The sequence below is a fragment of the Mycobacterium toneyamaense genome, assembly GCF_055384815.1.
Genome location: NZ_AP040333.1, coordinates 3,290,375 through 3,303,943 on the forward strand (window position 1 = coordinate 3,290,375; position 13,569 = coordinate 3,303,943).

A 13,569-nucleotide genomic window follows, 5' to 3' on the forward strand; every position below is an offset into this window, starting at 1 on the left:
CGTGTCGCAGCTGCCGCCCGCAGAGATCGCCGAGGTGTTCCGGCGGGAGTACGGGCGTGCGGTGGCTGTCCTGGTCCGCCGATTCGGTGACATCGACCTCGCCGAGGAGGCGGTCCAGGACGCGTTCACCAAAGCGGTGGATCGCTGGCCGCAGGCCGGCCTGCCGCCGAGCCCTGCCGGATGGATCATCACCACCGCCGCGCACACGATCGTCGACCGGTTTCGCCGGGAATCCGCTCGCGGTGAGCGACACGCGCAGGCGGCACTGCTCTATCCCGCAGCCGATGACGAGCAACCCGAAGAAGGCCCCGTGCACGACGACCGGCTACGCCTGATCTTCACGTGTTGTCACCCGGCACTCGCCCTCGACGCGCGGGTCGCGCTGACGCTCCGATTGCTGGGCGGCCTGTCGACCAAGGAGATCGCCCGCGCCTTCCTCATCTCGGAAAGCACTGTCGCGCAAAGGGTGGTCCGCGCCAAGCGCAAGATTCGCGATGCGCGTATCCCCTACCGGGTACCGCACGACAGCGACCTACCCGAGCGCGTGCACGGCGTGCTCGCCGTGGTGTACCTGATCTTCAACGAGGGCCACACCGCCAGTTCGGGCGACGATCTCATGCGGGCCGATCTCACCGGCGAGGCGGTTCGGCTCGGCCGATTGTTGGCCGAGCTGATGCCGGACGAGCCCGAAGTGTGGGGGCTGCTCGCGCTGATGCTGCTGACCGACGCGCGACGCCCGGCGCGCACAGCTGCCGACGGAAGTCTGGTTCTGCTGGCCGATCAGGATCGCCGCCGGTGGGACCGCGGTTTCATCGCCGAGGGGCAGGCCCTGGTCCGCCGCTGCCTGCGTCGGAACCAGCCCGGGCCGTACCAGATCCAGGCCGCCATCAACGCCGTGCACAGTGCCGCGCCGACCGCCGCCGCGACCGACTGGTGCCAGATTCTGGCGCTGTACGACCAGCTGATGGCGATCGCCCCCACACCCGTCGTCGCCCTCAATCGCGCCGTGGCGGTCGCCGAGGCGCAGGATCCGCAGACGGCACTAAACCTGGTGGACGCGCTCGCCCTCGCGGACTATCACGTCTACCACGCGGTCCGGGCGGCACTGCTGTCTCGCCTGGGCCGCACAGCCGAGGCGGCGGAGGCCTACGACAGAGCCGCCCGTCTGACCGCGAACCCCATCGAAGAGGCTTACCTGTGCCGGGCGCGTGACGCCTTGCACGATTGACCTCAACTGTCAGCGCGGGATCGTCAGCAGGTCGACGAACTCGACCGGATGCGACAGCATTGCCATGTGGCCGCCGGGCATGACCTCGGGTTCGATCCCGAGACGGTCCGCGACGACGCGCCGCATGAACCGCTCGGGGAAGAACCGGTCGTCGCGGAACAGCAGGAACCGCGTCGGAACCTGCGGAAGTGCCTGTGCCGGCCACGGTTTCAGCGCCGGGGTCTCCGACTGTGGGCGTTCGATCTCCGCGGCGATCACCGCGGGGTCTACACCGTTGTAGTACAGCGCAACGGCGTCATCGGCGTCGTAACCACCCGCGGCAGCCGCTTCCCGTTGCGCGGCAACACATCCGGTTGCGCTCCACCAATCGCCGGGGCATTCACCCGGCTGGGGAATCATCGCCGAGACGTAGATCAACTCTGCCGCGCCGACCCGCGGGCAGGCCAGCGCTCCGGTAAAGCCGCCGAACGAATGGGCCACGACCACAGGCGGTTCGCCGTCGGCGCGTGAGTGTGCCGCGACCACGTCGGCATACACGTTCAGGTCGGCCGAGTCATCGGCGCACGGCAGGTCGACCGCGATGCCGCGATGCCCGCGAACAGCCAACTCGCGCAACACAAATCGCCAGTAGGACGGATCGCAACCGCCGCCCGGAACGAGCAGGAACGCGGTCACAGCCTGCTGACGACGAAAGTCGCGGCCTGGTCGGCCATTCCGTTCGACCCGTAGGTGATGTGGGCGAACGACGGTCCACCGGCGGGCGCCCCGTTGCAGATGGTGTCGTCGGGCACGCACAACTCGATCGTCTTGGCGACATAGGCAGGACCGATGGCGATCGGTGGCGCGCCGATGTCCGTCATGAACTCGGGCGAAGGCTTCCCGAACAGCACAAGCGCCGCAACATGGTTCGCGATCGCCGGCGGCATCGGCTTGGGTGCGTACCAGGTGTACTCCGCCAAATCCGCCGGGATCTCCTTCGGGAGCGCGTTCGCGGTCGTGAATCCCGACACCACCGCGCCCTGGGAATATCCACCGAGGACGATCCTGGTCTTCGGGCAGTTCGCCGCGGTGGCCTCGACGTGCGTGGCGGCATCCTTGACGCCGTCCACGACGCTCTGCACGAAGTCCAGTCGGTTGCCGAAGTCGCTGCTGGCCGCATAGTTGACCGGATACACCGCGATCGACTTGTTCCCTGCCTGTGCCTGCAGCGCGTCGACGAGCGCGCGGCCGGCCATCCCGACACCCGGTGGTTCGCTGGTGCCGCGGGCGAACACCACCTCGACGTCGGGGCACGGATCGGCGGACACCGGCGGCGCCGGGGCACTCACAAAAGCGGATACGACGACCGTGGCGACCCCGGCGAGATGGGGTAACCGCTTGGCTTGGAACAGCTTGATGACGTCCATATCAGCTCCAGCTACTACGACCGGCTTTTCCATGCTGACACACAGCGGATGGCGGCGATAGCCGCCATCCGCAGGAATCTGCCAAGAATTCGCCAAGGGCCGCGTCTCACCATTGCTGTCAGCGGTCGACACAGGCCGAACCAGCGAGAGGGAGACACCATGATCACCAGCGCCATCAAGAAGGTCGCGGGCACTGCTCTGCTGTCGGGCGGCTTGACGCTGATCTGTTTCGGACTGGCCTCGGGCACGGCCCAGGCGTTCAACCCGCAGCCGGAACCTCCCACCAAGCCGAGCGTCTCGGTGCAATCGCAGACCACGTCGCCGCGCTCGATCGGTGGCTTCGGCCCGACGTCCCCCAAGGTCACGACGGGCGGTGTCCGCGGCTGCGACGGCTCGGTGTAGCCGCCGGGCTTGAGGTCAGGTGACGGTCAGCGTGTCCCCGGTGACCGTCACCGTCTTCGGGGCCAGCGGCTCGTCCGCCGGACCCTTCACGACGGCGCCGTCCGCGATACTGAATGTGCTTCCGTGACAAGGACAGTCGATGGTGCCGTCGGCGACCTTCGACACCGTGCACTGCTTGTGTGTACACACCGCGCTGAACGCCTTGAACTCCCCGGCCTTCGGCTGGGTGACGACCACTTTCGCCTCCGGGAGAACCACGCCGCCGCCCACCGGTACCTCGGCGGTCTTCACCGATGGTGATGCGGCCTTGGACTCACTGCCCGCGGACTGGCCGCCCGACGGCGGCGCCTCTTTACCGCCGCAGGCGGCAACCACCATCCCCGCACCGACGGCACCCGCGCCGAGGAGTACCCCACGACGGCTCGGGTGCCCGGCCTCGATCATGCGAGGCTTACCGCCGGCCGCCGCCGTTGTACCCGGGCGAAGCGACTTCGCCTTCAGTGAGCTCGTAGGGCGGCGTGAACAAGCTGGGATCGTCGAGCGACGATTCCGGCGCGTTGAACGGACCTTGTGCCGCCTCCGGGGCTGCGGGGGCGTCGGCCGGGGCCACGCAGGTGCCTTCGGAGGCGACCAGGCCATCCGAGCACGTGAGTTCGTCGGCGTGTGCGAGCGGCATGCTGATCAAAGCCGCCACCGCGGATGCAACGCCAAACGTTGCTGCCCCCATTGACATGCGAGCGAATCGCGTCGTCGTTACGCTCATTTCATACCCACTCTCCGGCGCTAACTGGTCCGGTGAAGGTAGCACCCTTGCGTCTGCTGTGAAGGTTCGTTTCGGCACTTGGGTCAATTGCTTTTACACACTGTTTTCACAGCAGACCATAGGCCTGCTCCAGCGCCACCAACGCCTCGCCGGTCTTGATTGCCAGCTTCTGCATGTGCGGCATCGAGTCACGGCAGCCGGTGAAGCCGAAATTCAAAGTGCCCGAGTAGCTTTGGCAGGTGATGTTCAGGCCGACGCCGTGGACGGGTATCGACACCGGATAGGTGGACACGAGCTCGTTGCCCCGGAAGTACAGCGGATAGTCGGGCCCGGGCACATTCGACAAGATGACGTTGTAGGACGCCGGGGCCACCTTCGGGGCACCCACGGTCGCCGCCCCGGTCTGCACGAGGAACGGCGCCATCAGCGCCGCGGTGTAGGCGAGAATCGCCGTACTGGTCATTCCCGACAATTGGTCCTTGGCCGCTTTCGTCGACGCGCTGATGGTCTCGATCCGCTCGCGGGCGTCGGCGAGGTCGGTACCGAGGGTTGCGAGAATGGCGCCGACGGCGTTGCCGCCGCCGGGATCGTCTTTCGGCCGAATGTTGACCGGCAGCATGGCAATCAGCGATTTCTCGGGCAGTGCGTCGAGTCCGAGGAGATAGTCACGCAGTCCACCGCCGCAGATCGCGAGCGCGACATCGTTGAGGGTTGCGCCCGCCGCGTCAGCGACGGCCCGCAAGCGCGCGATGTCGTACTGCTGTGTGGCGAACCGCCGGCTCCGGCCGATGCGGCCGTTGAAGATGGTGTGCGGCGCCTGGCCCGGGCCGACAAGCGGATTGCTCCTGCTGACGGCGGTCACCGCCAGCTTGGCGAACGCGGCAGGCAGATCGATGACGGTCGACAACTCCGAGGTGATGGACCGCAGCAGCCCGCCGATGTCGGGAATGAGGCCGCTGTCCTTCTCGTCCTTCTTGCGCTCCCGCTTCGGCACCGGGTTCCGGAAGAACAACGGGGTGTCGGTATCGGACGGGTCGGTCGACATCGACCGGATCAGCGTCTTCATCGCCGTATAGCCGTCGACGAGTGAATGGTGCATCTTCACGTACAACGCGACGTTGCCGTCATCGAGGCCCTCGATGATGTGCAGTTCCCAGGGCGGTCGCGTCAGGTCGAGCTGCCGAGCGTGCAAGCGGGAGATCAGGATTCCCAGTTCGCGCTGGTCGCCGGGACGGGGCAACGCGGACCGCCGGACGTGATACATGACGTCGAACTTCGGGTCCTCGACCCAGCGCTGCAGCGGATTCAGCAGGAACCATGGCGTCTGCAGCTTCATGTTCCACGGTGGCTCGATCTCGTTGGACCCGTAGATCTCGTCGCGCAGCAGATCCAGGATGTCCCCGGCGTCGCCCGATGTCGGACGGAACTGCATGAGCCCGGCCACATGCATCATCGTCTCGGGAGATTCGGCCGCCAGGAACATCGAGTCGAGCGGGGACAGTCGTCTGCTGGTCACCCGGGTGAACTTACTGCGGTTACCGCGCGAACACGCCGCCTTCGACGAGGATCGTGGTCCCGACGGCGATCAGCACCACCGGCAGGATGAGGTGTCCCCACCGCGTGAACGTGTCGGCGACGACGCGGTGGGCGGCGAAGTATCGGCCGACGACGCACCAGACCCCGACCCCGACGAGAAACACCGTCACGTACAACGCGACCGTGCCGGCCGTGGCGACCGCGAACATCGGCACGTAGACACCGACGTTGTCGCCGCCGTTCGCGAACGTCACACCGGCGACCTGCCAGACACCCGGAGCGCACGGTGCCGGCCCGCCCTCACCATCCGGCGGTTCGCCGCCCCGGTGCCGCCAGGCCACCCAAGCGGCCCTGAGCCCCAACATGATCGGCAGCAGGCCGAGATAGGGCAGCACGCCAGCCGGCAGCAGTGCCGCACCCGCAAGCGCGGTACATACGGACACCGCCACGATGGCCACGAAACCCAGGTACTGCCCGGCGATCACCCGCATGGCCGCGCTGCGGTGGCCACGCGCCTGGCCGAAGAACACGGCGAGCACCACAAGGTCGTCGATGTTGGTGACGGCGAAGGTCGCGATGGCTTGGGTGATCGTGGCCAGGCTCATCGGCGTGGAGATTACGGGACGCCGCCCGAGCCCGAAGCGCAGAGTTCGCCTGCCAGCTACCTGGTCGACGCCGGCCCATGGCACAGTGCCCGCGTGACCGTCGACGCGGCAGGTGGCCTGCAGCGCGCCGTCGACAGCTTCCACCGTGGCTGCGAACTGGTCGTCAGCCGGCTGCCCTTCGGGCTCGAATCGGTTGTCGCTCCGACGTTCCTAGGGTTCGCGTTGATCAACGGCGGCACGTTCGCGATCGACCTGTTGTTGCTCACCGCATTGCGGGACGGGTTGGGATCGCCGCTGGCGGTGGCGGTCACGGTGTCGTACGGGTGCGCGTTCGGGCTGAGCTACGTGCTGAACCGAACCTTCAACTTCAGCTCGCACAGCGCGGTCGGCCCGCAGCTCGCCATCTACGTCGTGGTGGTCGCGGTCAACTACCTGGCCTTCATCCTGGGCGTCTCGACGGGATTGTCGGCGCTCGGCGTCGAGTACCACGTCGCCCGGATGGTGGCGGGAGGCTGCGAGGCGGTCTATATGTACGTCGCGATGCGCTGGGTGGTGTTCCGGCGGTGACCTGCGTCTCATGGCATGCAAAAATGCTGCAGCGGTGTTAATTTCGCCTGGTCAAGTTGTACTGAGGTACCAAACGGGGGTAGTCGGGGACGGCAGGGCACATCAGACGCGCCGGCGAGAATCATTCGCTCCACGCCGCCATTACCGCCGCTGACTCATCAGCGAGATCCACGTACGTCACCGCGGGCGACATCGTCGCCCGATTGGTCGCGCGCTGCGTATGAACCGCAATCCCCTCCTCGTGCACAGATAGGAACTGCCCCGTGGCCGGCCTGAACCGCTGCAGTGCAATAGGTTTCGTCGTCGCACTCTGCATGACGATCAGTGTGCAACCGTCGGCGACGGCATCGGATGAAAGCCCCGGCGTCACCTTCTACCTGCAGGGCACGTGCCTGTGCGACGTGTCGCCGACCTCCCAGGAAGCCCTCGGACTGGCCGACGGATACCTGGACTCCAGCGGCACCATCCATGGCATCGGGTACCCCGCCGGCCTCCTGTTCGCCGCGGACGCTGTCATCGGCACCACCAAGGTGAACGCATCGCTTGCCACGGTTCCCGACGGCGCCGCCGTCACCCTGGCCGGTCTGAGCCAGGGCGCCATCGTCCTGAACTACGTGAAACTCGCACAGTCGCTACGGGATTCATTCGGTGGGGGTCGTGAGGACAATCTGCAGTTCGTGACCTTCGGCGACCCGCAGAACACCACAGGCGGTATCACCACCAAGAATCGGGCACTGCAACTGTTCGCGCCGAATGTGCCACGGGCAAGCGCGTACCCCACCACCGAGATCGTTCGCGAGTACGACGGCTTCTCCGATTGGCCGGACAAGCCAACACGTCTGGCCGTCCTCAACGCTGTCATGGGAATCGGATTCGTGCACACCGATTACGGGTCGGCGGCCAACCCGGCGACGCCGGGAACGCTCAAGACCATCCGTACCAACGCCGCCGGCGGCACCACCACCCATTACGTCGTGCCAACGGCCCGGCTGCCGCTCACACAGCCGCTGCGCGATGCCGGACTGAACACGTCTCTCATCGACGCCCTGCTCCGCCCGCAGATCGACCGCGCCTACGTCCGCCGCCCGGAGGTCGCGCCGCGCGATCGGGCTCCGCGGCCGTCGATCACTGCCCTGGCGTCGAAGGCTCTGCGCAGGGCCAACCCGGCGGCCGCCAAACACGAAGAAGGCAAAGAGAAAGCACCGAAACCTCAGCGGGGGTTCGGTTTTCGGAAGTCTCGCCGCGGCGGGGAATCGAGGAGGTAATTCGCATGTGGATCAAGACGCAGACCGTGACGCTGTCTGTGGTGTGCTCGGCCGCGGTCGTGGTCACCAGTGCCGCACCGGTTCTCCCGACGACGCACCCGACGGCGCACCCGACGACGGTGCACAGCGCCGAGTACCGGTACGCGCTCACGGCCGCGACCATCGATGCCGCGTTCAACCCGATTCGGTACGCCGGCAACCTCGGAGGTGCGGCCCAGGCCGTCGCCACCGACGTAATCTACTGGCAGACACCGGACTTCCCGCTGCTGGTGCTGAGCGCGCAGGTCGATCAGAGCACCGGTGAGTACGAGGCCGTGCAGAAGGTGACGTCGACGACGGCGCACCTGCAGAGTCTGGTCAGCGCGGTCACCGACTTCCCCGGCGCCGCGTCGTCACCTCAGGTGCGGCAGTTGGTCAGCGGGATCGGACAGGCAGGCGCCGCTGCCGCCGGTGCCACCAAGACCGTGACGGCCACGCTGGCGCCCCACCTCGCGCCGCTGACCCCTGTGATCTACGTCGTCAGGGTGGCCAGAGCAGCGGTCGGCGTCTACTACGCCGTCGCCACCCTGTCCACCACGGGCGTCGGTTCTGTCCTCAGTGGGCATAATCCGTTGACGGCCGTCGCCAACGTCGTGTCCTCGGTCCAGGGTCTGGCCAATGTGCTCACTCACGCGCCGCGGCCGACCGCGGCGGTCGCGACCCGCTCCACTGCCGAGCCGAGCGCCACCGCCGAATCAGCCAGCACAGCATCGAAACCCACCGCGAAACCGGCCGCTGCCGATGTCACCGGGAAGCGGTCTGGCAAGGCCACCAAATCGGAAACGAAGCAGGACGATTCGTCGGTAACCACGGCGCAGAAATCTGGGACCAGCAAGCCGGCCAAGAAGGCCAAGAGCGGCGAGTCGACGACCAAGACGTCCGACAGCAAGACGTCCGACAGCAAGACGTCCGAGTCCAAGCAGTCCGAGACCAAGGCGAAGGGCGACCACGGGCGGAGCAAGCACTGACCTTCGGGCGCGTGCGCTAGAACAGAGGTACGCGAGCGCAGCGACGAAGGGGATGCCCGCCATGGCGAAGACGCACCACTACGAACTCGAGGTGACATGGACCGGCAACACCGGCACCGGAACCTCGGGTTACCGCGAGTACGACCGCGCACACGACGTCAGCGCCGACGGCAAGCCCACGATCGCAGGCAGTGCCGACCCCGCGTTCCGCGGCGACCCACAGCGCTGGAACCCCGAGGAGCTCCTGGTGGCCTCGCTGTCGCAGTGCCACATGTTGTGGGTCCTCGCGCTGTGCTCGCAGGAGGGCATCGTCGTCACCGGATACACCGACCAGCCGTCGGGCACCATGGCGCAAACCCCGGACGGCGGCGGGTACTTCACCGAGGTGGTGCTGCGTCCGGTTGTCGAGATCGCCGACGACCGGCACCGCGAGGCCCTCACGAGGGTCCACGAGCGAGCCCATCACCTGTGTTTCATCGCCAATTCCGTCAACTTCGATGTCCGGTGCGAAGCACAGGTGAGCGTCGCCGAATCGGCGTGACCCACGGTGCCCCCGTGGGAAAATGGCGCATGACCATCAAGCTCGACGCACTCGATTCCGCGCTGCTGTCGGAGCTGGCCGCCGATCCGCGGACGCCGATTCTCGAGTTGGCGTCGCGGCTGAAGGTCGCCCGCAACACCGTGCAGGCGCGCATGAAACGGCTCGAGGAATCCGGCCTGGTCCGCGGCTACCCGCCCAACATCAACCTGTCGCAGCTCGGGTTCGCGGTACACGCGCTGGTCTTCATCGAGACCGACCAGACCAAGATGAACGCCATCATCGAAGCGTTGCAGGACGTCCCCCATGTGCTGGAGGTCCACGCCACGACGGGGCGGGCCGATCTGCTCGCCCGCATCGCCGCTCAGACGCAGGAAGAGCTGCTCAGCGTCATCCAGCGGGTGCACCGGATCGACGGTGTCAAGCACTCCGAAACCATGCTCGCGATGGCGACACCCGTCGAATACCGATCGCTGCCTCTGGTGCAGCACGTGACACAACGTCGAACAAAATGATGCGTGCGTCACAGTGCGCCACGTCACAATTGAGCAGTCTGATCAATATTTTCGTCGACTGTTGACGTAGATCACCCACAGGGGCAGATTTCGCTGCACTGATTGCTAATAGTTCGCGTTTATGGCTGGCGATCTGAGTGGCGGAAAGTGTGGAGGTTGTCGATGACCAGTGTCTTGTCCCGATCCGAACTCGCAGCGGCCGAACCCGCCGCGCCCTACGACCTCGATGACCGGTACCGCTCCGGCGCCGGCCCCGTCCTGCTGACCGGGGTTCAGGCCATCGCCCGCATGATGGTCGAGCAGCATGTCCGTGACCTGCGCGCCGGCCGCCGCGTCGCGACGTTCGTCTCCGGTTACCAGGGCAGCCCCCTCGGCGGCGTCGACAAGATGCTGCTGGGCATGCCGAGCGTCTTGACCGAACACGACGTCGTCTTCACCCCCGGGTTCAACGAGGAACTCGCCGCCACCTCGGTCTGGGGCAGCCAGACCGACCTGCCCGCCGGGAAGGCCACCCACGACGGCGTCATCGGTGTCTGGTACGGCAAGGGACCCGGCGTCGACCGCGCGACCGACGCGCTGCGCCACGCCAACATGTACGGCGTCAACCCCCGCGGCGGCGTGCTCCTGCTGGTCGGCGACGACCCGGCATCGAAATCGTCGACGGTGCCCGCCGTCAGCGAGCGGTCCCTCGCCGCTCTCGGCATCCCGGTCCTGTTCCCGCGCAACGCCGAAGAGATCATCACGATGGGCATGCAGGGTGTTGCGCTGTCGCGCGCCTCGGGCTGCGTCGTGGCGATGAAGATCGTCGCCGACGTCGCCGACGGCGCCTGGACCGTCGACGCCGACGTGGCCGACATCGCGATCACCGCACCTGAAATCCTCTGGGACGGAAAGCCGTTCACTTACGTTCAGCGACCGATGGCGGCCCCGGCCGACAGCCTCATCGCCGAAGCCGACCTCTACGGTCCACGCTGGGCGACCGTGCGCGCCTTCGGGGACGTCAACGACCTCGACGTCCTCGAAGTCGACCCGGCCCGCGCCAAGATCGGCATCGCCGCCACCGGCACCACATTCGACGCGGTCCGCCAGGCGCTGCTCGACCTCGGAGTCGACGACGCGGCACTGCACCGCGCCGGAATTCGCCTGCTGCGCATCGGGATGCCGTACCCCGTCGGCCAGCAGGCGGTCCGGGAATTCGCCCGGGGCCTCGAGCAGGTGATCGTGGTCGAGGACAAGACGGCCTTCATCGAGACCCAGGTCCGCGAAATTCTCTACGGCACTACCGGTGCCCCGCAGATCATCGGAAAGCACGATGCCGCGGGCGCGCCGCTGTTCCCGCTCGGCGGCGAGCTGACCGCGGCACGCTTGCTCGCGCCGCTGCGCCGGGTACTGCGCGATCACGTCGAACTCAAGCGCACGCCTCCCCCGCCGCTGTCGCTGGAAGTGTTGTCCGCCAAGCGAACCGCGTACTTCTGCAGCGGTTGCCCGCACAACCGGTCCACCGCGATCCCGGAGGGCTCCATCGGCGGCGGTGGCATCGGGTGCCACACTCTGGTCACCATGTCCGGCCGCAGTGACAGCGCCGTGGTGGGTCTGACGCAGATGGGTGGCGAAGGCAGCCAGTGGATCGGACAGGCCCCGTTCACCGATGTGCCGCACCTGTTCCAGAACGTCGGCGACGGCACCTTCTTCCACTCCGGACAGCTCGCGGTGCAGGCCTGCATCGCGGCCGGTGTCAACATCACCTACAAACTGCTCTACAACGAAGTGGTCGCCATGACCGGTGCGCAGGACGTCGAAGGCGGGCTGGTCGTGGCGGGCCTCACCCACAAGCTGACGGCCGAAGGCGTCAAGCAGATCATCATCTGCGCCGACGAACCCAAGCGGCACAACAAGAAAGCCCTCGCCAAGGGCACGCGGCTGTGGCACCGCGACCGGCTCGACGAGGCGCAGAAGGTGCTGCGGGAGATCCCGGGCGTCACCGTGCTCATCTATGACCAGCACTGTGCCGCCGACGCCCGCCGCCAGCGCAAGCGCGGCACCCTGCCCACCCGCAACACCCGCGTGGTGATCAACGAAGCGGTCTGCGAGGGCTGTGGCGATTGCGGCACCAAGTCGAACTGCCTGTCCGTTCAGCCGGTCGACACCGAATTCGGTCGCAAGACCCGGATCGACCAGACGTCGTGCAACACCGACTACACGTGCCTCGACGGCGACTGCCCGTCATTCGTCACGGTCGAACTGACCCCGGAGAAGAAGGGCCGCAAGACATCCCGGCGTAAGGCGCCGGAGCCGCCGCGCGTCACGGATCCGGGATTCGGCGTGCCGACCGGCACCCAGAACGTCTTGCTCGCCGGCATCGGTGGCACCGGCATCGTCACGGTCAACCAGGTGCTCGCGACTGCCGCGCTGCGCGCGGGCTACGAGGTGGAGAGCCTCGACCAGATCGGCCTGAGCCAGAAAGCCGGACCGGTGGTGTCGCACCTGCGGTTCTCGACCAGCGCCCTGGAGCCGTCCAACCGGCTCACCTCGGGGAGCGCCGACTGCATCATCGCGATCGACCTGCTCACCGCGACCGACAACCGGAACCTCGGCTACGGCAGTGCCGAGCGCACCATCGCCGTCGCGTCGACGAGCCAGACGCCGACGGGCGACATGGTGTACGACAAGTCGGTCGCGTACCCGGAGACGCAGTCGCTCCTGGACCGGCTCACCGCCGCCACCCGCACGCTGACCCATTTCGATGCCCTCGCCGCGGCGCAGGCCCTGTTCGGCAACACCGCGGCAGCCAACTTCCTGGTCGTCGGCGCCGCCTTCCAGAACGGCGGCCTACGCCTGCCCGGGGCCAGCATCGAGGAGGCCATCGGCATCAACGGTGTCGCGGTCGCCGCCAACGTGGCGGCGTTCCGCTGGGGCCGTGTCGCGGTCGCCGATCCGGCCGCGTTCGCCGCCGCCGTCGACGCCGCCCGGCCCAAGGCCGTGCCCGCGCTGGCGCGCCCGGAGCTGCTGGCCAGCACCACGTTCGACGGGGAGGTGCGCCGACGGGTCGAACTGCGGGCCGGCGAGCTGGTCGGTTACCAGAACGCCAAGGTCGCCCGGCGTTACGTCGAAACGGTTCAGGCCGTGTGGCAGCTGGAGCGCACCATCACCGACAACACCGCGTTCAGCGAGGCCGTGGCACGTGGGCTGCACAAGTTCACGGCCTACAAGGACGAGTATGAGGTCGCGCGGCTGCTGGTCGATCCGGCGTTCCTGGCCGACGTGCAGGCGCAGGTGCCCGGTGGGGAGAACCTCACCTACAAGCTGCATCCGCCCGTCCTGCGCGCCATGGGCCGCACCAAGAAGGTCGGCTTCGGACCGAAATCGCATGCGGCACTGAAGATGCTGGCCAAGGCCAAGGTGCTGCGCGGCACCAAGCTGGACCCGTTCAGCTATGCCCACGTCCGGAAAGTGGAGCGGCAGTTGCTGTCTCAGTACACGGCGATGGTGCTGCGCCTCGCCGCCGAGCTGACCGTCGACAACTACGCCACGGCCGTCGAGGCCGCCGGACTGCCCGACACCGTCCGCGGCTACGAGGACGTCAAACTCGGCAATGTCGAGCTGTACTGGGCACGCCTGCGCGAGCTCGGCATCCCGGCCTGACCGGCCGCCACCCCAGATGTCCTGCCGCCACCCCTGCGGCAGCGTCAACCAGGCCGCCAAACATGCGGCAGCAGAAAGGAATCCGTAGTGACAGC

Annotated in this window: 14 protein-coding genes; 8 read left to right on the plus strand and 6 right to left on the minus strand. The window is 67.3% G+C overall.

The features are described 5' to 3' along the window. Nucleotide 1 precedes the first annotated feature (1 nt). Nucleotides 2-1,228 (plus strand): RNA polymerase sigma factor, encoded by a 1,227-nt coding sequence (locus tag ACZ5IQ_RS15865; protein ID WP_061001320.1) that lies wholly within the window; start codon nucleotides 2-4, stop codon nucleotides 1,226-1,228. Between the two features lie 9 nt (nucleotides 1,229-1,237). Here ACZ5IQ_RS15865 and ACZ5IQ_RS15870 read toward each other — a convergent pair whose 3' ends face one another. Together ACZ5IQ_RS15870 and ACZ5IQ_RS15875 are read right to left on the minus strand one after the other, a co-directional pair. After that, on the minus strand, nucleotides 1,238-1,903 hold the full coding sequence (locus ACZ5IQ_RS15870; protein WP_409431622.1) for an alpha/beta fold hydrolase: 666 nt from the start codon (nucleotides 1,901-1,903) through the stop codon (nucleotides 1,238-1,240). Then, on the minus strand, nucleotides 1,900-2,634 hold the full coding sequence (locus tag ACZ5IQ_RS15875) for a cutinase family protein (RefSeq protein WP_061001318.1): 735 nt from the start codon (nucleotides 2,632-2,634) through the stop codon (nucleotides 1,900-1,902). Before ACZ5IQ_RS15875 ends, ACZ5IQ_RS15870 begins: the two co-directional genes overlap by 4 nt. Nucleotides 2,635-2,793: 159 nt before the next feature. Between ACZ5IQ_RS15875 and ACZ5IQ_RS15880 the strand changes: the two genes are divergently transcribed. Next, nucleotides 2,794-3,036, plus strand: coding sequence for a hypothetical protein (locus tag ACZ5IQ_RS15880; RefSeq protein ID WP_133427494.1), 243 nt, complete (start codon nucleotides 2,794-2,796; stop codon nucleotides 3,034-3,036). Between the two features lie 15 nt (nucleotides 3,037-3,051). Here the strand turns inward: ACZ5IQ_RS15880 and ACZ5IQ_RS15885 are convergent, their stop codons facing one another. From ACZ5IQ_RS15885 to ACZ5IQ_RS15900, 4 genes are all read right to left on the minus strand, one after another. After that, the gene (locus tag ACZ5IQ_RS15885; protein ID WP_061001316.1) at nucleotides 3,052-3,480 is read right to left on the minus strand and encodes a Rieske (2Fe-2S) protein; all 429 of its coding nucleotides are present in this window, start codon (nucleotides 3,478-3,480) and stop codon (nucleotides 3,052-3,054) included. A gap of 7 nt (nucleotides 3,481-3,487) precedes the next feature. Beyond that, nucleotides 3,488-3,712, minus strand: coding sequence for a hypothetical protein (locus tag ACZ5IQ_RS15890; protein WP_133427491.1), 225 nt, complete (start codon nucleotides 3,710-3,712; stop codon nucleotides 3,488-3,490). Nucleotides 3,713-3,905: 193 nt separating this feature from the next. Next, entirely contained in the window at nucleotides 3,906-5,315 is a 1,410-nt protein-coding gene (locus ACZ5IQ_RS15895) for a WS/DGAT/MGAT family O-acyltransferase (RefSeq protein ID WP_082761980.1), read from the minus strand. Between the two features lie 19 nt (nucleotides 5,316-5,334). Beyond that, the gene (locus ACZ5IQ_RS15900) at nucleotides 5,335-5,940 is read right to left on the minus strand and encodes a cadmium resistance transporter (RefSeq protein ID WP_061001313.1); all 606 of its coding nucleotides are present in this window, start codon (nucleotides 5,938-5,940) and stop codon (nucleotides 5,335-5,337) included. Nucleotides 5,941-6,033: 93 nt separating this feature from the next. Here ACZ5IQ_RS15900 and ACZ5IQ_RS15905 point away from each other — a divergent pair, with 93 nt between their 5' ends. The 6 genes from ACZ5IQ_RS15905 (at nucleotide 6,034) to ACZ5IQ_RS15930 (ending at nucleotide 13,474) form a co-directional block, all read left to right on the plus strand. After that, the gene (locus ACZ5IQ_RS15905; protein ID WP_061001312.1) at nucleotides 6,034-6,507 is read left to right on the plus strand and encodes a GtrA family protein; all 474 of its coding nucleotides are present in this window, start codon (nucleotides 6,034-6,036) and stop codon (nucleotides 6,505-6,507) included. 314 nt (nucleotides 6,508-6,821) lie between these two features. After that, nucleotides 6,822-7,772 carry a PE-PPE domain-containing protein gene (locus ACZ5IQ_RS15910; protein ID WP_061001310.1) on the plus strand — a complete coding sequence of 317 codons (951 nt, stop codon included), beginning with the start codon at nucleotides 6,822-6,824 and terminating at the stop codon, nucleotides 7,770-7,772. A 5-nt stretch (nucleotides 7,773-7,777) separates the two neighbouring features. After that, nucleotides 7,778-8,779: a hypothetical protein gene (locus ACZ5IQ_RS15915; RefSeq protein ID WP_464480020.1), complete on the plus strand. Its 1,002-nt coding sequence runs from the start codon at nucleotides 7,778-7,780 to the stop codon at nucleotides 8,777-8,779. 61 nt (nucleotides 8,780-8,840) lie between these two features. After that, nucleotides 8,841-9,320: an OsmC family protein gene (locus tag ACZ5IQ_RS15920; protein WP_061001333.1), complete on the plus strand. Its 480-nt coding sequence runs from the start codon at nucleotides 8,841-8,843 to the stop codon at nucleotides 9,318-9,320. A 29-nt stretch (nucleotides 9,321-9,349) separates the two neighbouring features. Continuing rightward, nucleotides 9,350-9,832, plus strand: coding sequence for an Lrp/AsnC family transcriptional regulator (locus ACZ5IQ_RS15925; RefSeq protein ID WP_061001308.1), 483 nt, complete (start codon nucleotides 9,350-9,352; stop codon nucleotides 9,830-9,832). Nucleotides 9,833-9,994: 162 nt separating this feature from the next. Beyond that, entirely contained in the window at nucleotides 9,995-13,474 is a 3,480-nt protein-coding gene (locus ACZ5IQ_RS15930; RefSeq protein WP_061001307.1) for an indolepyruvate ferredoxin oxidoreductase family protein, read from the plus strand. Nucleotides 13,475-13,569: the final 95 nt, after the last annotated feature.